The following is an 18,409-nucleotide window of genomic DNA, read 5'->3' as shown; positions in this document are numbered from 1 at the left end:
GCCCGGCGTCGTGCGCGGGCTCAGGTCTTGAATCGGGTTGCCTCCGCCTGCAGCTCCTCGGCCAGCCGCTCGAGCTGCTGACCGGCGTGCTCCAGCTCGGTCATGTTCTCGCTGGACCTGTGGTTGGCATCGCTGATCGCCACCACGCCCTGGTTGATCTCGTTGGCCACCGCGGTCTGCTCCTCGGCGGCGGTGGCGATGCGATTCATCATCTCCGAGATCCCGTCGACCGCGCCGGTGATCGCCTCGAGCGACTCGCCGGCGCGCCCGACCCGTTCGACCGACAGTGCCGCCGCCTCCTGACTCTGCCCCATCTCCTGCGCGGCCTGCTGCGAGCTCTGCTGCAGTCGCGCCACCATCGCCTCGATCTCGCGCGCCGAGGACTGGGTGCGACTGGCGAGGGTGCGCACCTCGTCGGCGACCACCGCGAAGCCGCGCCCGGCCTCGCCGGCACGCGCCGCCTCGATCGCGGCGTTGAGCGCGAGCAGATTGGTCTGCTCGGTGATGCTCTGGATGACGTCGAGCACCTTGCCGATGTCCTGGGCGTCGTTCTCGAGCGAGTGCAGCACCCCGGCGGCGGTCTCGATGCGCGCGGCCAGACCGGTGATCGCCTCCACCGTCTCGTGCGCCTGGGTACGCCCCTGATCGGAGAGCGACTTGGCCCCCTGCGCCGAGTCGGCGGCGCTGGCGGTGTTGCGCGCGACCTCCTCGGCCGAGGCGGTCATCTCCTGCATCGCGGTGGCCACGTGCTCGGACTCGACATTCTGCTGCGCCGCCCCCTCGCGGGCCTCGACCAGACTGCCCGACATCTGGGTGGCGGCCGACGAGAGACTGATCGCCGACCCGCCGAGACGCTCGACCAGCTCGCGGAAGTGCTCGAGCATCTGCGCGAAGGCATGGGCGATCTGACCGATCTCGTTGTCGGTGCGCAGATCGATGGCGACCGAGAGATCGGAGTGCTCGGCGATATGCACCATGGTCGCGCGCAGCTGGCCGAGCTGGCTGGTGATCGAGCGATAGGTGACCCAGCCGAGCACCACCAGCACCAGGGTGGTCAGCACCGCCAGACCGATGAACAGCAGTCGCGAGTTGGCATAAAGCGTATTGGCGCGCTCTCGCTCCTCGCCGGCGACCGCGAGCTGCAGCTCGACGAGTTCGGTGATCTTGGCGCTGATCGGGTCGATCTGTTCGTAGAGCGGGCCGTCGAAGGCATCGAGCCGGCCGGCGACCACGCCGCGCATCCCGCCCAGCTCACGCTCGAGCGCGCCGATGGCGCGATCGGCCACGGTGAACAGCGACCTCGCCTCGGCCACCAGCCGCTGCTCCTCCTCGGTCAGCTCGGTCTGCAGATAGGCCGTCCAATTGCCCTCGATCTCGGCGCGCGCCTCGCGGATGCTGGCGAGCGCCTGCTCGGCGGTGAAACGCCCGGCATTGGCCTTGTTGACGGCGTCGATGACGAACACCGCATAGTCGTCGGCGATGTCCTTGAGCCCCTGCAGGGGAACCACCCGATCCTGGTAGATACGGTCGATCCCGCCATTGACCCGCTGCAGCAAGGTCGTCGCCCCCCAGGTCAAGACCACCATGGCAACGATGGGAATCAGCGCCAGGACCGCGAGCTTGGTGCTCACCTTCGCGTTGTCGATCAGTTTCATGAGAAAGGCTTCCAGCTAGACAGGCCCCGAGCGGGAACGGCTGGGGCGACTCCCGCGCACCAGTCAGCATCCAGCTGGACCAGATGACAACGACCACGACGGTCGGTGACCTTTCCGTCGCGTCCCGGCGGATCCCCGGCCCGAGTACGCGACGGCCAAAAAACCATATAGAATCCGGGGCGTAATTGCGTTTTCGCAATCAATCCCCGCCGCGCCCCAAACACCAGACGTGGTCGAAAACACCGACACATCGAGCCGCAATGCGCTCGCCGACGGGCATCGACCACAGCTCCAGGCCCCGCGGCCGCCGCTTCAATCATAGCAACGAGACCACCGGAGGCAGGATGTTCGTCGCCAAATCCACCCACCAGCGCATGGTCCAGCAACTGCGCGAGGAGCATGCGGCGCTGCAGGCCGAGAACAGCAGGCTGCGCGAGGAGCTCGAACAGACCCGCGCGGCGCTCGCCGAGGCCCGCGACGCGAGCATTCGCGAGGACCAGCTCAATACCCTGATGGCCAGCCAGAACACCCATACCCGCGCCAGCCTGCAGGACATCCAGGGCAATCTCGCCGGTTCGGTCGAGGACGCCAAGCACACCCTGAAGACGGTGACCGGCGTCACCGACGAGTTCACCGGTGTCGCCGACGAGCTGGTGAGCATCTCCGGCTTCCTCGCCAGCCTCGCCGGGACCGCCGGCGAGGCCAATCAGGTCGTCGGCCGGCTCTCGACCCATGCTGCGAGCATCAACGCCGTGCTCGGTCTGATCCGCACCATCTCCGAGCAGACCAACCTGCTCGCGCTCAACGCCGCGATCGAGGCGGCGCGCGCCGGCGAGGCCGGGCGCGGCTTCGCGGTGGTCGCTGACGAGGTGCGCGCGCTCGCCGACAAGACCCGCGCGGCGATCACCGAGACCCATGACGACATCCAGGAGATGATCGAGGCGGTCGGCAGCGTCGAGCGGATCTCCACCACCCTGGTCGACGGCGTGCGCGAGGTCGATGGCAAGGTCGGCGGCTTCAAGCACCGTCTCGATCGCCTGCACGGCGAGGTCGACACCGCCTTCGGTGACGTTCGTCGGGTCTCCGACAGCGTCTTCATGAGCCTCGCCAAGCTCGATCACGTGCTTTGGAAGGTCAACACCTATGCCTCGGTCGCCGCGCGTGCCCCGGCCTTCGACTTCGTCGACCATCACCACTGCCGTCTCGGCCAATGGTACGAGCACGGCGACGGCGAGGCCTTCTTTTCCGCCGCCGCACACTACCGCGATCTCGAGCCGCCGCACGCGCGCGTACACCAGGCCACCGGCCAGATCTTCGAGCTGCTCGCCCAGACGCCGCTCGACTATGCCGCGCTACGCGCCGCGCTCGAGGAGATGGAGGACGACAGCCGTCAGGTGTTTCTCATCCTCGACAGCATTCGCGCCGACATCGAACACCAAACGCCCACGGCCACCATCGATCGGAGCGCCGCCTGAGCCGGTCGACATGAACTGGCTCACAGCAGGCCGCGCCCGACCCTCGGCGTCCGCGCATGCTCCATTGGATCTGCGGGCGATCACCCCAACTACCCGAACAGCAAGCCGTTACCGGTCACCATCCAGGCGAGCACACTCAAGACTGTGCTCGTCGACCATCAATAACTGCCGCGAACGGTCCGCACACCCAAGCCAGGCGTGGCGACCCTTGCGTATGTCCCGCGCCGATCCATCCGGTATAGGCAAAGCACAGGGGGACAGGCATGACGTTGCTCAACAGGCACTCGATCGGTTTCAGGATCGCACTGTGGTCGGGCTCGATCCTGGTGATACTCGGGTTCGGGATCACCCTCTATGCACTCTCGCAGATGAACTCGATGGCCGAGGCGCAGCGTGAGGCCGCGCTCGAGAGCGCGCGCACGCTGATCGTCAATGCCACCCAGGAACAGGCCGCGACCATCGAGGCCGACACCGAAGAGCCGCTGGGCGTCGCCCGCACCCTCGCCCAGGCGCTCGGGGTGGCCGCACGCAAGGACGCCGCAGAGATGACCGCCGCCGACTGGAAACGGCTGAGCGAACGCTATCGCGAGATCGAGGCGACCACCGCGATCGCGCGCGCCACCATCGCCGACTATGTCGCCGCCGCGCGGCGTGGCGAACTCACCCGCGCCGAGGCCCAGCAACAGGCCATCGCCGCGATCCGCCGGATGCACTCCGACGAGGGCGACTACATCTGGATCCAGGACCGTTCCAGCCCCTATCCGCGGATGGTGATGGACCCCAATGCACCCGCACTCGACGGTCGCGTGCTCGACGACCCGAGCTACGACACCGCCATGGATGTCGGCAAGAACCTGTTCGTCGCCATCGACGAGCAGGTCGCCGACGACGGCGAGGGCCACATCCATTACGACTGGACCCCGCCGGGCGAGGACACCGCCCGGCCCAAGCTCGCCTTCGCGCGCCTGGTGCCCGAGTGGGGCTGGGTGGTCGTCTCCTCGCTGTGGCTCGACGAGATGGCCTTCTTCTCGCGCAGCGACGTCAACCAGATGCTGCGCGCGGTGCTCCTCGAGCACCCCGACTTCCTCGGCGTCTACACCGCCTGGGAGCCCGACGCCTTCGACGGCGCCGACGCCCGCTATGCCGACACCCCCAAGCATGACGCCAGCGGTCGCTTCATCCCCTATTGGAGCATCGATGCCTCCGGTAGCGCACAGGTCGAGGCCCAGGTCGACTACGAGACCCCGGGCAAGGGTGATTTCTACCTGATCCCCCGCCAGACCCGTCAGGAGCAGGTCATCGACCCCTATCTCTACCCGGTGCAGGGCGAGGAGCGGCTGATCACCTCGATGGTAGTCCCGGTCCTGCAAGGCGGGGTGTTTCGCGGCATCGTCGGTGTCGACCTCGAACTCAGCCACTTCCAGCGCCTCGCCGAGGAGACCGCCGCGGGTCTCTACGACGGCCGCGCCAAGGTCGCGCTGGTGGCCAACGACGGCACCATCATCGGTTCGAGCCGTCGCCCCGACATGGTCGGCAAGCCGCTCGCCGATCTCACCGACGATGCCACGCGTATCGTCACCACCCTGCAGCGTGGCGAGCCGCTGCTGATCGAGAACGCCGACGAGGTGTTCGCCTTCACCCCGATCCAGCTCGGCGTCAACGACCGCCCCTGGGGCATCGGCGTCTCGGTACCGCTCGAGGCGATCACCGAGACGGCCGATCGCGCCGCCGCTGCCGCGCAACGCTCGGCGATGGTGATGGTCACGGTCTCGGTGGCGAGCATCATCGTCGGCATCGTGCTGATGCTGCTGGTCACCCGCGCCATCGTGCGCCGCATCCAGGGGCTCACCGGGATGATGCGCGACGTCGCCGAGGGCGAGGGCGACCTCACCCGCACCATCGAGATCCACGGCAAGGACGAGCTGGCCGAGTTGGCCGCCGCCTTCAACCTGTTCCAGAGCAAGCTGCGCGACCTCATCGCCGAGGTCGCCGGCGGCAATCAGCAACTGGCCGCCGCCGCCGAGGAGCTCTCCGCCACCAGCCAGCAGACCGACGACCAGGTCCGACGTCAACAGGCCGAGCTCGAACAGGTCGCCACGGCGATGAACGAGATGACCGCCACCGTCGCCGAGGTCGCGCGCAACGCCACCGAGGCGGCCGCCGCGACCCTGCAGACCGACCAGGACGCCAGTGCCGGGAGTCAGGTGGTGGCCAGCTCAATCGCCTCAATCGAGGTGCTCTCGCAGCGCGTCGAGGGCGCCACCGAGGTCATCGCCCGACTCTCCGAGGACTCGGCCGAGATCGGCAAGGTGCTCGACGTCATCCGCGCCATCGCCGACCAGACCAACCTGCTCGCGCTCAACGCCGCGATCGAGGCGGCGCGCGCCGGCGAGCAGGGGCGCGGCTTCGCGGTGGTCGCCGACGAGGTCCGTACCCTGGCCAGCCGCACCCAGGCCTCGACCACCGAGATCCAGCAGATGATCGAGCGCCTGCAGTCGGGCACCAGCCAGGCGGTGGCGGCGATGGAGGAGAGCCGGACCCAGGCCCAGGAGAGCGTCGCCATGGCCGGCGAGGCCGGCAGCTCGCTCGAGCAGATCACCCGCTCGGTGAGCACCATCAAGGACATGAACAGCCAGATCGCCAGCGCCGCCGAGGAACAGGCCGCCGTCTCCCAGGAGGTCGACCGCAATCTCATCAACACCACCCAGGCGATCGAGGGGGTGAGCGCCGGCGCCACCCAGATCAAGCACGCCGCCGGAGAACTGGCCGAGCTCGCCGCCGGTCAGCAGGAACGCGTCGGTCGCTTCAAGGTCTGACCGCCAAGATACCGTCTTGCCCGTCAATCGCCGATCATGCACACCAGCCTCCCCGACTGGAGGCTGGAAGCTGATCGCTGGAAGCTGGTTCGAACCGCCAAGGCGCCCCGGGACGGAACTCGGGGCGCGCCCCACTGGTCAGTGAAGAGGATCACCGGCGCGGAGCGCCGAACATATCCAGGCCCAGAACCCAACGCACAAGGATGCCAGCCATCGTGCATCGCCACTGGACCACCGTCCTCGCCCGAGGCGCACTGTTCTCACTGCTCTGGCTGATCCTCGCCGGCACCGACCCTTGGTCCTGGCTGATCGGTCTGCCGAGCGTGGCGCTCGCCACCCATGCCAGCCTTGCGCTCTCGCCCCCGCGCCGACGACGACCGCGGGTGCTGGCGCTACTGGCCTTCATCCCCTACTTCGTCGCCCAGTCGTTGCGCGGCGGATTCGATGTCGCACTGCGGGTGCTGGCGCCGCGACCACGCATCGCCCCAGGCTTCATCGACTACCACTCCCGGCTCACCGATCCCGCCGCACGGGTGCTCTTCCTCGACACCGTGAGCCTGCTGCCCGGCACCCTGGGGGCCGACATGCACGGTCAACGGCTGCGGGTACACGCCATCGACACCGGAGTCGACGTCCGCCCCGAGCTCATCGCGCTGGAGCAACGGGTCGCGGCGCTGTTCGCGCGCGAGGGTCACGGATGAGGACGCTCGCGCTGCTCGCCGCCCTGGCCCTGCTCGCCAGCATGTCGCTCGGCCTGATCCAGGTGCTGCGCGGCCCCGGCGCCGCCGACCGGATGATGGGCGTGCAACTGCTCGGCACCAGCGGGATCGGCGTACTCCTGCTGCTCGCCGTCGCCATCGAGCAGCCAGCGCTGATCGACGTCGCGCTGATCTTCGCGCTGCTCGCCGCGGTGGCCGCCGCCGCGCTCACCCGCCGCCGGCTCCAGGAGCCACCCGAATGACCGCCGCGTTCCTCTTCTCCGCGATCACCCTGCCGCTCGGCTGTCTGTTCTTCGCCGCCGGCAGCATCGGGCTGCTGCGCCTGCCCGACCTGTTCACCCGGCTGCACGCCCTGACCAAGGCCGACAACCTCGGTCTCGGCCTGCTGATCTGCGGCCTGCTGCCCTGGGTCGAGTCGCCCTGGCAGGGGCTCAAGCTGGTGCTGATCTGGCTGCTGGTGCTGCTCGCCGGCGCCACCGGCGCCCATCTGGTCGCCAAGCGCGCGCTGCGCGGCGACGGCGAGGACCTGCAATGACCCTATTGCTGTTCGACCTGGTGCTGATCGCCACCCTGCTGACCCTGGCCGTGGCCGCCCTGACCAGCGTCGAGCCGCGCCGCGCGGTGATGCTGTTCATCGCCTTCGGGCTGTGGCTGGCGCTGGTCTGGGCGCGGCTCGGCGCGCCCGACGTGGCGCTCGCCGAGGCGGCGATCGGCGCCGGACTCGGCGGCGCGCTGATGCTCGCCGCGGCGCGGCGCGCGGCACGCCGTCGGCAACGGACCGGGGGGGAGGGATGAACGGCCCGGCACGCCTGCTCGTCGCCCTGCTCGCCGCCGCACTCGGCGGGCTGCTGCTATGGGTGCTGGCCACCGCGCTCGCCGCGCGGCCCGAGCCCGCACTCGCCGAGGCGGCGTTCGCCGCGCTGCCGCTCACCGGGGTCGGCAACCCGGTCACCGCGGTGTTGCTCGACTACCGCGCCTACGACACCCTGCTCGAGCTGGCGGTGCTGCTCGCCGCGCTGCTCGGGATCTGGTCGCTCGGCCCGCCGGCCCCGGCCTATCAGCGCGCCGGCTCGGCGCTGCGGGCGATGGTCGCCTGGGTGGTGCCGCTGCTGATCCTCACCGGCGGCTATCTGCTCTGGGCCGGCGGCCAGGTGCCGGGCGGCGCCTTCCAGGGCGGTGCCCTGCTCGGCGCCGCCGGGGTGGTGCTGCGTCTCGCCGGCGACCCTCGCGCCGGGCTGCCCGGCGAGTCGCTCCAGCGGCTGCTCGCGGTGCTCGGCGTCGGCGCCTTCCTGCTGGTCGGGTTGACGGTGCTCGCGTTCGGGCGCGACCTGCTCGATTATCCGACGGACTGGTCGAAGTGGCTGATCCTCGCCATCGAGGGCGCCGCCACCCTGGCCATCGGCGCCACCCTGGCCGCGGCCTATGTCGGCGGTCGGCCACCGGGGGAGGGGCGATGAGCACGCAACTGCTCTACGGCGGCGCCGGCGTCGCGCTCTGCGTGCTCGGGCTCTGGGCCTTCCTGGTCCATAGGCCGCTGCTGCGCAAGCTGATCGCGATCAACATCATGGGCAGCGGCGTCTTCCACCTGCTGATCGCGCTCGCCGAGCGCGACGGCGCGCCCCCCGATCCGGTGCCGCACGCGCTGGTGCTCACCGGGATCGTGGTGGCGGTGAGCGCCACCGCGCTGGCCCTGGTCTTCGGCCGACGACTCGATGAGCAGGGGGGCGTGCCCGAGGATGAACGCTAGCCTGCCGCTCGCGGTCTGCCTGCCGCTGCTCGGCGCGCTGGCCACCACGCTCGCGCCCGCTCGTGCCCGCGCGCTCGGACTGATCGCGGCGCTGGCGAGCAGCGGGGTCGTGCTCTGGCTGGTGGTCGGGGTGTGGGAGCAGGGGCCGCTGCGCGCCAGCCTCGGCGGCTGGTCGGCGCCGCTCGGCATCGCCCTCGCCGCCGACGGCGCGGTCGCCGCGCTGCTGGCGATGACCGCGATGGTCGCGCTGGCCATCAGCATCCATGCCGGAGGGTATTTCCGCGACCCCGAGCGGTTGCGCCAGTTCTGGCCGCTGTGGCTGCTGTTGTGGGCCGCGCTCAACGCCCTGTTCCTCGCCGCCGATCTGTTCAACATCTATGTCGGGCTGGAACTCCTCGGGCTCTCCGGCGCGGCGCTCGCCGCGCTCGGCGGCGGTCGCGCGGCGCTGACCGCGAGCCTGCGCTATCTGCTCGTCGGCCTGCTCGGCTCGATGACCTATCTGCTCGGGGTGGCGCTGATCTATGCCGCCCACGGTCAGCTCGACCTCGCGCTGCTCGGCACCCGGCTCGGCCCCGGGCTGGTGGATGCCACCGCGCTGGCGCTGCTGAGCCTGGGGCTGGCGCTCAAGGCCGCACTCTTCCCGCTGCACTTCTGGCTACCGCCGACTCACGCCAACGCCCCGGCGCCGGTCAGCGCCGCGCTCTCGGCGCTGGTCGGCAAGGTCGCCGCCTGGCTGCTGCTGATGCTCTGGCTCGGCCCCTTCGCCGCGGTGACCCAACCCGCCGCGGCCACCCTGCTCGGTCTGCTCGGCGCCTGCGGCGTGATCTGGGGGTCGTGGCGGGCGCTGCGCGCCGAGCGGCTGAAGCTGCTCGCGGCCCACTCCACGGTCGCCCAGATCGGTTATCTGTTCCTCTTCGTCCCCCTGATCCAGGGGCTCGACCCAGGCCCCGAGCGCACCGCCCTGCTCGGCGCCCTGCTGCTGATGGCGCTCACCCACGGGTTCGCCAAGGCCGCCTTCTTCCTCGCCGCCGGTCAGGTCCAGCAGCTCGCCGGGCATGATCGCATCGATGCCCTCGGCGGCACCGCGCAGCGACTGCCGGCGACCACCTTCACCCTCGGACTGGCCGGGGTGGCACTGATCGGGCTGCCGCCGAGCGGCAGCTTCATCGGCAAGTGGCTGCTCCTGGAGGCGGCCATCGATCAGGGCCAGTGGTGGTGGATCCTGCCGGTGCTCGCCGGCACCCTGCTTGCCGCGGCCTATGTGTTCCGGGTGCTGGCGCGCGCCTTCAACCAGGAACCCACGCCGCTGCACTTCGTCACCCAGGTGCGCGCGGAGCTGCCGGGACTGGTGCTGGCGTTGCTCGCGGTGGCCGGCTTGGGGTTGGCCGCCGGAGGTCTGTGGGGGCTGCTCGAGCCGGTGGAGATCGACCGATGAGCAGCGCGCTCGACACCCTGCTGCCGCTACTGATCGTCTGCTCCTCGCTGGTGCCCGGGGCGGCGATCTTCCTGGTGCGCGAGGACAGCCATCTGCTGCGCACCAGTCTCAACATGGCCGGCGCCCTGACCAAGCTGGCGCTGGTCGGAGTGATGATCTGGGGGGTCTATCACGAGCACGACTACGAGAGCCGTATCAGCCTCGCCCCCGGACTCGATCTGGTGTTCGCCGCCGATGCGCTCTCGGTGCTCTTCGTCACCCTCTCCTCGGTGCTCTGGCTGGTGACCACCATCTATGCCATCGGCTATCTCGAGCGCACCCCCAACCGCAGCCGCTTCTTCGGCTTCTTCAGTCTCTGCGTCTCGGCCACCGTCGGCATCGCCCTGGCGGGCAACCTGCTCACCTTCGTCATCTGCTACGAGATCCTCACCCTCGCGACCTATCCGCTGGTGGCCCATCGCGGCACCCCGGAGGCGACCCGCGGGGCGCGCATCTATCTCTACTACACCGTCGGCGGCGGCGCCCTGCTGCTGCTCGGCGCGGTCTGGCTGCAGACCCTCGCCGGGCCGCTCGACTTCGTCCAGGGCGGCATCCTCGGCGATCTGCCGGCGACGCTGCACGGTCAGTTCCAGGTGATCTTCGTGCTGCTGCTCGCCGGGCTCGGGGTCAAGGCCGCGCTGGTGCCGCTGCACGGCTGGCTGCCGCAGTCGATGGTGGCCCCGGCGCCGGTGAGCGCGCTGCTGCACGCGGTGGCGGTGGTCAAGGCCGGCGCCTTCGGTATCGTCCGCGTGGTCTATGACGTCTACGGCGTGGGGCTGGCCGACGCGCTCGGGCTGCTCGCGCTGCTCGGCGCGCTGGCCTCCGTCACCATCCTCTACGGTTCGCTGCGCGCCCTGGTCCAGGACGGACTCAAGAGCCGGTTGGCCTATTCCACCGTCAGCCAGGTCTCCTACATCGCGCTCGGCACTTCGATCTTCGGTCCGATCGCCACCGTCGGCGGGCTGGTCCATCTGGTCCACCAGGGGATCATGAAGATCACCCTGTTCTTCTGCGCCGGCAACTATGCCGAGACCCTCGGCATCCACCGGGTCAGCCAGATGGACGGGGTCGGACGGCGCATGCCCTGGACGACGCTGGCCTTCAGCGCCGGCGCGCTGGGCATGATCGGCATCCCGCCGCTGGCCGGCTTCGTCAGCAAGTGGTATCTCGGGCTCGGCGCGATCGACGGCGGTGCCGACTGGGTGCTGGCGGTGCTCGCCGCCAGCGGCCTGCTCAACGCCGCCTACTTCCTGCCGATCCTCTATCGCGCCTGGTTCCGCCCCCCACCCGAACACTGGCCAGAGGAGCGGATCGCGCGGCGCCGTCTCGAGACCCGCGCGGCGCTGCTGTGGCCGCCGCTGATCACCGCGACCCTCTGTCTGCTCGCCGGTCTGTTCGCCGCCGCACCCTTCAGCCCGCTGGAGTGGGCCGAGCTGATCGCGCGCCGGGAGTATGATCGATGAGCGCCTGGCTGCTGCTCGCCGCCTGGATCTGGCCGCTGCTGCTGGCCCCCTTCGCATCCAGCACGCGCCATGGCCGCTGGCTCGCCGCGCTCGGCCCCCTGCCGGCGCTCGGCGCAACGCTCGTGGTGCCGCTCGGCACCCGTATCGAGCTGCCCTGGCTGCTGCTCGGCACCCAGCTCGGACTCGATCCACTGGGACGCACCTATCTGCTGTTCACCGCGCTGCTGTGGCTGGTCGCCGGGATCCATGCCGGCAGCGCCGGTCTCGGTCCCGCTGCCGGGCGCTTCCGCGCACTCTTTCTGCTCGCCATGGCCGGCAACCTGTGGCTGATCGTCGGCCAGGATCTGGCGAGCTTCTATGCCGGCTTCGCGATCATGGGGCTGGCCGCCTACGGACTGGTGATCCACGAGGGCAACGCGCGCGCGCTGCGTGCCGGGCGGGTCTATCTGGCGATGGCGTTGCTCGGCGAGGTCACCCTGTTCGCGGCCCTGGCGCTGATCGCCAGCGAGAGCGGGACACTCGCCCCGGCGCCGCAACAGCTCGCCACGCTCGGACCTGCGGCCATCGGGCTGCTGCTCGCCGGGCTCGCGGTCAAGGCCGGGCTGATGCCGCTGCACCTGTGGCTGCCGCTCGCCCACCCGGCGGCGCCGGCGGCGGCCAGCGCGGTGTTGAGCGCGACCATGATCAAGGTCGCGCTACTCGGCTGGCTGCGCTATCTCCCGGTAGGCGTGATCGCCCTGCCCGGCTGGGGCGAGCTGCTGACCGGCATCGGGCTGCTGACCCTGGCGCTGGCCTTGCCGATCGGACTGATGCAGACCGAGGCGAAGACGGTGCTGGCCTACTCGAGCATCGCCAAGATGGGGCTGCTGGCGGCGCTGCTCGGAGCGATGCTCGCCGAGCCGACGCTGGCCGAGGTCGGGGTGGGCGCACTGGCGCTCTATGTCGTCCACCATGCCCTGGTCAAGGGCGGCCTCTTCCTCGGGGTGGGGCTGCGCAAGGCGGGCGCGCCGGCGCAGCCACTGATCCTCGCCGGCATGGCGCTGCTGGCGCTGGCGATGGCCGGCGCGCCGCTGACCAGCGGGGCCGCGGCCAAGGCGGCGGTGGCGCCGTTGCTCGAGCACGCGCGCTGGCCGTGGATCCTCACCCTGGTGAGCGCCTCGGTGGTGGTGACCACCCTGCTGATGGCGCGGCTGCTGTGGTTGGTGGCCGGGATCGAGGCGCGCCCCCACCCCGCTCAGGGCTGGGCGCTGGCGAGCTGGGGCGGGCTGGTCGCGCTGGTGGTGCTGTTCCCGCTGCTCGTACCGGCGCCCCCCGAACTCAAGGACGCCCTCCTGGTCGGCGCCGGGGTGGGGCTGGCGTTACTGGTCTGGCGCTGGCCCGGCCCCTTGCGCCGTCTCGCCGGGCAGGTCCCGCCCGGCGACCTGCTGGCGCTGCTCGCCCCCCCGTGGCATGCCGTCAGCCACGCCTGGCAGCGACTGGCGAGGGTCTGGCTGGCACTGACCCGCCCTCTCGTCGCGCGCATCGGGGAGGGACTCACCCTCGGTCCGGCGGTCGCCGACGGCGAGCACGCACTGCGCCGCTGGCCGGTCGCCGGGGCGCTGTGGCTGACCCTGCTGCTGCTGTTGATCGGCGCACTGTGGCGCGCGCCGGTCGAGATCGCGGCCAGGCCCATGGAGTCCGACCCCCTGATCGAATCCATCTCGGAGATCGAATCCATCTCGGAGATCGAATCCATCTCGGAGATCGAATCCATCTCGGAGATCGAATCCATCTCGGAGATCGAATCCATCTCGGAGATCGAATCCACCTCGGAGATCGAATCCACCTCGGAGATCGAATCCACCTCGGAGATCGAATCCACCTCGGAGATCGAGGCCTCCTCGGAGATCGAGGCCATGCCGGAGGTCGAGAGCACGCCGGATGACCCCTCGCCGCAGATCGAGTCCATACAGGAGGCGGAGGCCACGGCGCGGGTCGAGCCGGGATCGACGCCGGGAGCGAGCGCCTGCGACCCGGCGCGCCCCTTCCTGCTCGCCGCCCCCGACGACGCCGAGGACCTGTTACGACTGCCCCGCTGTGACAGCGAGGGCAGCACACTCGACGCGCCCGAGCTGAGCAACGCCCTGGTGCGCCGGGTGCAGCGCTGGCTGGTCGCGCTGGGATTCGATCCGGGGCCGGTCGACGGGCTGATCGGGCCACGTACCCGCGCGGCGATCCGCGCCTTCGAGCGTGACCGGGGAGACCCCGCGCGCGGGGCGATCGACTTCGAGCTGCTCGAACGACTGACCGCCCCGGCGCGCTGAGCACCCGGACGAGGGAGCGCTAGGCGGCGGCGTCCCAGCGGCTCAATCGCGCACGGGTCTTGTCGAGTTGGCGGATGAGCTGCTCGCTCTCGGCGTCGAGGAACTCGATGAAGGCGCTGGTCACCACCGACAGCTCCTTGCCCTTGGCATGGGCGACATGCCACTGGCGCTGCAGCGGAAAACCCTCGACATCGAGCAGCGCGAGCTGCGAGCGCGCACCTTCCTGGGTCAGGGTGTGGAGCGACAAAATCGACAGTCCGAGCTTGCCGTAGATGGCATGCTTGATCGCCTCGTTGCTGCCGAGCTCCATGCGCACGTGCGGACGCAACCCGGCGCGCTCGAAGGTCTGCAGCACCACGTCGCGGATGCCCGAGCCGGGCTCGCGCATGATCAGGTGCTCCTCGGCGATCCGCGCCAGCGGGATGGCGCGCTCGCGCGCCAGCGGGTGGTCGCGATGGGCGACAACATAGAGCGGATTGGGCGCGAACACCCGCGAGCACAGGTCGATCTCGCGATCCGGGGTCTGGCCGAGGATATAGAGATCGTCCTTGTTGGCGAGCAAGCGCTCGAACACCCGATCGCGATTGGTGACCTTGAGCGAGACGTCGACCCCGGCGTGCTGCTGGCAGAAGCGTCCGAGCACCTCGGGGGCGAAATACTTGGCGGTGCTGATCACGCACAGACGCAGATAGCCGCGCTTGAGCCCCTTGAGATCGGCGACCTTCATCTCGAAGCGGTCGAGGGTGCCGAACATCTCCTTGACCGCCACCTCCAGCTCGCGACCGGCCTCGGTGAGATGGACCTGGCGGCCGATCTGCTCGAACAGCGGCAACCCGATGGCATCGCTCAACCGCTTGATCTGGGTGGAGACCGTCGGCTGGGTGAGATAGAGCTCGTCGGCGGCCTTGGTGAAGCTCTTGAGCCGGGCGATGGCCTCGAACACCTGCAACTGACGCAGGCTGACATGACGGACGAGGTTGAGCATGGGATCGAACATGGGGCACCCCGGTGGCTGCGCTGACGGATGGATGCCGGGCCGCGCATCCTGGCGACGGCTCGGATCAGTCCGGCCAGACCCGGCGTCGCGGCAGCCGCGGCGCGGGCGCGGGCGACCCGGCGCGCGGCGCGCCCGGGCGCTTGCGGCGCGGCTTGCGCGGTGGCGGGGTCGCGCTCGGCGGCTCGGGGAGCGGCGGCTGGTCGCCCTCGGTCGACGGTGTCTCGGCACTCATGACGACGCCCCCTGGCTGCGCGCGAACAGCGCATCGACCTCGCCGGCGAGCGCGCGGCGCGCCGGGTCGACGCACTCGGCGCCGTCCTCGGCATGGATGGTGATGCTGACATGGGTGCGACCGAAGCTGATGTCGGGATAATACCCGAGTCGCTCGCTGACCCCGGCCATGTCCTCGAGGAAGTCGCGGGTGTGGTCGTAGTCGGCGAAGCTCAGTCGCCGTTCGAGCCGCGCCGGACGGTTGCGTTCACGCCAATCGCTCTGGTTCATGCGTCAATCCCTCCAAGCCGGGGCGCCGCCGGGGCGGCGCGCAGGTCGTCGATCCACTCGGCGAGCGCACGGGCGTGCGCCCGCTCCTCCTCGTACAGGGCCGCAAACAGCTCGGCGCTGACCGTATCGCCGACACGGGCGCTGTGTTCGGCCGCCTCGCGATAGAGCGCCAGCGCCTCGGCCTCGAGCGCGCGATCGGCCTCGAGCAGCGCCTGCAGCGATGTCCCCGCCCGCACCGGGCGCAACCGCGAGGCCCCGGGCATGGCGCCGAGATCGAGCAGCCGTGCGGTCAACCGCTCGGCGTGATCGAGCTCCTCGCGCGCCTCGACGCGCAGACGCGCGGCACCGGCCTCCAGCCCCCAGGCCGCGGCCAGCCCGGCGTGGGTGAGATACTGCTGCACCGCCCCGTACTCATGACTCAGCGCCCGACCGAGATAGCCGAGCACACGCGGATCCAGCCTCATCGTCTCGCTCCTCCCGGTGATCGCGCCCACGGCGCTCGCCGTGGCGCGACCGCCCGTGCTCAGCGGCCACCCTCGGCGGGACGCTCCGGCAGCACCGGCTCGACCTCGCGGTGCGGGCGGGCGATGATGTGCGCCGCCACCAGCCCGTCGCCGACCCGCTCGCAGGCGTCGGCCCCGGCGCGCACCGCGGCGTTGACCGCCCCGGTCTCGCCGCGCACCAGCACGGTGACATAGCCGCCGCCGACGAACTCGCGACCGATCAGCCGCACCTCGGCGGCCTTGGTCATGGCGTCGGCCGCCTCGATCGCGGGCACCAGCCCGCGCGTCTCGATCATCCCCAGGGCAATACCGAAGGTTTCACTGGCCATGGTTGTCGACTCCTCGTTACTGGTTACTCAAAGGCTCAAGCGCTCTGCTGCGAATCGGGCTTCCCGGTCGGCAGCACTGGCTCGACCTCGCGGTGCGGGCGGGCGATGATGTGCGCCGCCACCAGCCCGTCGCCGACCCGCTCGCAGGCGTCGGCCCCGGCGCGCACCGCGGCGTTGACCGCCCCGGTCTCGCCGCGCACCAGCACGGTGACATAGCCGCCGCCGACGAACTCGCGACCGATCAGCCGCACCTCGGCGGCCTTGGTCATGGCGTCGGCCGCCTCGATCGCGGGCACCAGCCCGCGCGTCTCGATCATCCCCAGGGCGATTCCGTAGTGCTCTTCGGCCATGGTCTCAGACTCCTCTGTCTCAACATGAACGCTGCGAACGAGGATCGGGACGCGCAGCGTCCCTCTCCCAGTGATCGATGATCCCGCCGATGCTCAGATCGGTGAGGATCGACTTGCCCACGGCGAGGCGCGCCGCCGACCCGGAGATGGTGAACACCCAGTTGCCGGGTCGCGCACCCAGGGTGTCGACGGCCACCGCGCGGGCGCCGCGCGCGCCGCGCAGCACCCGCAGCGACACCGATTCCAGCCCGGGGATGCGCCGGCTGCAGACCAGCGAGCGCTCCACCTGCATGATCTCCATGTTCAGCCCTCCTCCCAGTAGTCGATGATGCCGACGATGGTCAGATCGCTCGGATAGTCCTTGTGACCGGCCGCCTCGCGCGCCGCCGAGCTGCCGACACAGATCACCCAGTCGCCCGGGGTACAGCCGACCGCATCGACCGCCACCAGCTGGCTCTTGCCGTCGCGCACCACCTGGAGGTGACGGTGTTCGAGCCCGGGGATGCGGTTGGTGGCGACCAGCGGGCGCTCGACCTGACAGATCTTCATAGTCCCTCCCACTCGCTCAAGGAGCCGCCGACGCTCTCGATGCGGCCACCGTGATCGCTGTCGCGCACCGTCGACCAGGTGTGCAGCAACCCCTGCGCGACCAGCTCGGGGTAGCGTCGCGTGATCGCCTCGACGACCCGCGCGCAGCGCTCCGCCGCGCGCGCGCGCGCCCCGGGCACCCGCCCCGGATAGTCGAAGCGCACCACCACCGGGATCGGCAGCCCGCGCTCGAGGTTGAGCCGACGGAAGATGTCGATGCCGATGTCGAGATCGGCCGCGCCCTCCTCCAGGGTGCGCATGAAGGCGAAGAAGGTGAGGTTGCGCAGCTGCACCTCGGAGAGATCACCGCCGACGCCGATGAAACGCTCCTGGTGCCCGGCGTCGGGATACTGGCCGCCGTGCTCGGCGCGGACGTAGTCGAGCTGCTCCAGGTTGTGCTCGATCAACCGCGCGACCAGACGCTGCATGCCCTCGGCCGGCGGACTGGCGCCACCGGCGGCGGCCACCGCGGCGCGGATGTGATCGCGCACGGCCTGCGCCCCCAGCCCCGGGGTCTCGGCATGCAGCGGCCCGCTGTCGAGATGGCGCTCGAGCGCCGGCTCGCCGGCGGCATCGGGCAGATGGACGCGGATGCGGTCGGTGTCGGTGTCGATGCCGATCAGCAGGATGTCGATCGAGGCGCCGCAGCAATAGCTGTTCTCGATCGCCTCGCGAAAGGCGCGCAACTGCGCCAACCCCGCGGCGGCGGCGCGCGCATCGTCGCTGCCGTGCGCGGCACACCCTTGGTGCGCCGGGTCGCGACTGCTGTAGTGATAGGCGACCACCTTGAGATAGCGAGTGGGCGCCTCGGCGGTGTTGGGCACACCCTCGCGATGACGGCGCAGCTCGGTCTCGGTCCAGCGGCGCACCGCCTCCTCGACGTCGAACAGCGCCCCGGCATGGGCCTTGCGCCGCACCACCCCCATCGGCAGGCGCAACACGTAGCCGATGACGTGCGCCAGCCGACCGTCCGAACAGGGGGTCAGACTCATCGCGTGGAAGCCGCACTCGAGCAGGAAGCGCTCGAACTCGACGGCGCGCGCACCCATCCCCAGCGGATCGTTGAGGAAGTAGTCGTCGCTGAGCGCACGCACCGTGGCGAAGCTGGCATGAGCGAAGAGCGCGCGCATGTCGAGCCCGCCGATCCAGGCGCGCTCGAGCACCGAGACCGGCAGCTCGAAGCCCAGCCGGCTGCGTGCCTCGTGCTGAGCGCGGCGCACGAACCCGGCGTCCTGGGGCAATGCCGCGATCTGACGCAACGCCGGCTCGATGGCCGCGAAGGCCTGGCGCACCCGACGCTCGTAGTCACCGAGGCGGCGCTTGTCGCCGCCCTGGGAGGGCAGCGCCGGCCCCGCCGCGACCGAGACGGCGCTCACCGGGGTGGCGCTCGTCAGCGGCTGGCGCGGCGGCGCGGCGCGCCACAGCGGGGCGCGGCGCCGCGCGGTGCGGCTGGGCCGGGGGCTGGTGCGAATGGCCGCCATGGTCGCCA

General features: G+C 70.5%; 21 protein-coding genes. 11 read left to right on the top strand and 10 right to left on the bottom strand.

The window, feature by feature from the left end:
* Positions 1-20 precede the first annotated feature (20 nt).
* Complete coding sequence (locus EDC29_RS02885; protein ID WP_123141332.1) at positions 21-1,655, bottom strand: methyl-accepting chemotaxis protein; 1,635 nt, start codon at positions 1,653-1,655, stop codon at positions 21-23.
* Positions 1,656-1,999: 344 nt separating this feature from the next.
* Between EDC29_RS02885 and EDC29_RS17595 the strand changes: the two genes are divergently transcribed.
* From EDC29_RS17595 to EDC29_RS02830, 11 genes are all read left to right on the top strand, one after another.
* Positions 2,000-3,130 carry a methyl-accepting chemotaxis protein gene (locus EDC29_RS17595; RefSeq protein WP_274606715.1) on the top strand — a complete coding sequence of 377 codons (1,131 nt, stop codon included), beginning with the start codon at positions 2,000-2,002 and terminating at the stop codon, positions 3,128-3,130.
* Positions 3,131-3,393: 263 nt separating this feature from the next.
* Complete coding sequence (locus EDC29_RS02875) at positions 3,394-5,946, top strand: methyl-accepting chemotaxis protein (RefSeq protein ID WP_123143122.1); 2,553 nt, start codon at positions 3,394-3,396, stop codon at positions 5,944-5,946.
* A gap of 215 nt (positions 5,947-6,161) precedes the next feature.
* On the top strand, positions 6,162-6,647 hold the full coding sequence (locus tag EDC29_RS02870) for a Na+/H+ antiporter subunit E (RefSeq protein ID WP_123143121.1): 486 nt from the start codon (positions 6,162-6,164) through the stop codon (positions 6,645-6,647).
* Complete coding sequence (locus EDC29_RS02865) at positions 6,644-6,907, top strand: MrpF/PhaF family protein (protein WP_123141336.1); 264 nt, start codon at positions 6,644-6,646, stop codon at positions 6,905-6,907. The genes EDC29_RS02870 and EDC29_RS02865 overlap by 4 nt, the downstream gene beginning before the upstream one ends.
* Positions 6,904-7,200 (top strand): monovalent cation/H(+) antiporter subunit G, encoded by a 297-nt coding sequence (locus tag EDC29_RS02860; protein WP_123141337.1) that lies wholly within the window; start codon positions 6,904-6,906, stop codon positions 7,198-7,200. Before EDC29_RS02865 ends, EDC29_RS02860 begins: the two co-directional genes overlap by 4 nt.
* Positions 7,197-7,460 (top strand): Na(+)/H(+) antiporter subunit B, encoded by a 264-nt coding sequence (locus EDC29_RS02855; RefSeq protein WP_123141338.1) that lies wholly within the window; start codon positions 7,197-7,199, stop codon positions 7,458-7,460. The genes EDC29_RS02860 and EDC29_RS02855 overlap by 4 nt, the downstream gene beginning before the upstream one ends.
* Positions 7,457-8,122, top strand: coding sequence for an MnhB domain-containing protein (locus tag EDC29_RS02850; RefSeq protein ID WP_123141339.1), 666 nt, complete (start codon positions 7,457-7,459; stop codon positions 8,120-8,122). The genes EDC29_RS02855 and EDC29_RS02850 overlap by 4 nt, the downstream gene beginning before the upstream one ends.
* The gene (locus EDC29_RS02845) at positions 8,119-8,412 is read left to right on the top strand and encodes a cation:proton antiporter subunit C (protein ID WP_123141340.1); all 294 of its coding nucleotides are present in this window, start codon (positions 8,119-8,121) and stop codon (positions 8,410-8,412) included. The genes EDC29_RS02850 and EDC29_RS02845 overlap by 4 nt, the downstream gene beginning before the upstream one ends.
* Positions 8,402-9,847, top strand: coding sequence for a complex I subunit 5 family protein (locus EDC29_RS02840; protein ID WP_123143119.1), 1,446 nt, complete (start codon positions 8,402-8,404; stop codon positions 9,845-9,847). The genes EDC29_RS02845 and EDC29_RS02840 overlap by 11 nt, the downstream gene beginning before the upstream one ends.
* Positions 9,844-11,349 carry a complex I subunit 5 family protein gene (locus EDC29_RS02835; protein WP_132228457.1) on the top strand — a complete coding sequence of 502 codons (1,506 nt, stop codon included), beginning with the start codon at positions 9,844-9,846 and terminating at the stop codon, positions 11,347-11,349. The genes EDC29_RS02840 and EDC29_RS02835 overlap by 4 nt, the downstream gene beginning before the upstream one ends.
* A complete protein-coding gene (locus tag EDC29_RS02830; protein ID WP_132228455.1) occupies positions 11,346-13,652 on the top strand; it encodes a proton-conducting transporter transmembrane domain-containing protein in 2,307 nt (768 codons plus the stop codon). Before EDC29_RS02835 ends, EDC29_RS02830 begins: the two co-directional genes overlap by 4 nt.
* 19 nt (positions 13,653-13,671) lie before the next feature.
* On the opposite strand, the gene EDC29_RS02825 is transcribed toward EDC29_RS02830, so the two are convergent.
* The 9 genes from EDC29_RS02825 to EDC29_RS02790 all read right to left on the bottom strand — a co-directional run bounded on the left by EDC29_RS02825 (position 13,672) and on the right by EDC29_RS02790 (position 18,401).
* Positions 13,672-14,649, bottom strand: coding sequence for a LysR family transcriptional regulator (locus EDC29_RS02825; RefSeq protein ID WP_123141344.1), 978 nt, complete (start codon positions 14,647-14,649; stop codon positions 13,672-13,674).
* A 64-nt stretch (positions 14,650-14,713) separates the two neighbouring features.
* Positions 14,714-14,881: a hypothetical protein gene (locus EDC29_RS17250; RefSeq protein ID WP_165913417.1), complete on the bottom strand. Its 168-nt coding sequence runs from the start codon at positions 14,879-14,881 to the stop codon at positions 14,714-14,716.
* Entirely contained in the window at positions 14,878-15,150 is a 273-nt protein-coding gene (locus tag EDC29_RS02820) for a 4a-hydroxytetrahydrobiopterin dehydratase (protein ID WP_062272966.1), read from the bottom strand. Before EDC29_RS02820 ends, EDC29_RS17250 begins: the two co-directional genes overlap by 4 nt.
* On the bottom strand, positions 15,147-15,614 hold the full coding sequence (locus tag EDC29_RS02815) for a ferritin-like domain-containing protein (protein ID WP_132228453.1): 468 nt from the start codon (positions 15,612-15,614) through the stop codon (positions 15,147-15,149). The genes EDC29_RS02820 and EDC29_RS02815 overlap by 4 nt, the downstream gene beginning before the upstream one ends.
* 59 nt (positions 15,615-15,673) lie before the next feature.
* Positions 15,674-15,982 carry an alpha-carboxysome major shell protein CsoS1 gene (gene csoS1, locus EDC29_RS02810; protein ID WP_005222824.1) on the bottom strand — a complete coding sequence of 103 codons (309 nt, stop codon included), beginning with the start codon at positions 15,980-15,982 and terminating at the stop codon, positions 15,674-15,676.
* 35 nt (positions 15,983-16,017) lie between these two features.
* On the bottom strand, positions 16,018-16,332 hold the full coding sequence (gene csoS1, locus EDC29_RS02805; RefSeq protein WP_123141586.1) for an alpha-carboxysome major shell protein CsoS1: 315 nt from the start codon (positions 16,330-16,332) through the stop codon (positions 16,018-16,020).
* A 19-nt stretch (positions 16,333-16,351) separates the two neighbouring features.
* Positions 16,352-16,633, bottom strand: a complete 282-nt coding sequence (locus EDC29_RS02800; RefSeq protein ID WP_123141585.1) for a carboxysome peptide B — start codon at positions 16,631-16,633, stop codon at positions 16,352-16,354.
* Between the two features lie 2 nt (positions 16,634-16,635).
* Positions 16,636-16,881 (bottom strand): alpha-carboxysome shell vertex protein CsoS4, encoded by a 246-nt coding sequence (gene csoS4, locus EDC29_RS02795; RefSeq protein ID WP_062272959.1) that lies wholly within the window; start codon positions 16,879-16,881, stop codon positions 16,636-16,638.
* Positions 16,878-18,401 (bottom strand): carboxysome shell carbonic anhydrase, encoded by a 1,524-nt coding sequence (locus EDC29_RS02790; RefSeq protein WP_132228451.1) that lies wholly within the window; start codon positions 18,399-18,401, stop codon positions 16,878-16,880. Before EDC29_RS02790 ends, csoS4 begins: the two co-directional genes overlap by 4 nt.
* Between the last annotated feature and the right edge of the window lie 8 nt (positions 18,402-18,409).

It is taken from the genome of Marichromatium gracile (assembly GCF_004343155.1).
GTDB classification, from domain to species: Bacteria; Pseudomonadota; Gammaproteobacteria; order Chromatiales; family Chromatiaceae; genus Marichromatium; species Marichromatium gracile.
This window is presented reverse-complemented; position numbering and strand designations above follow the sequence as displayed.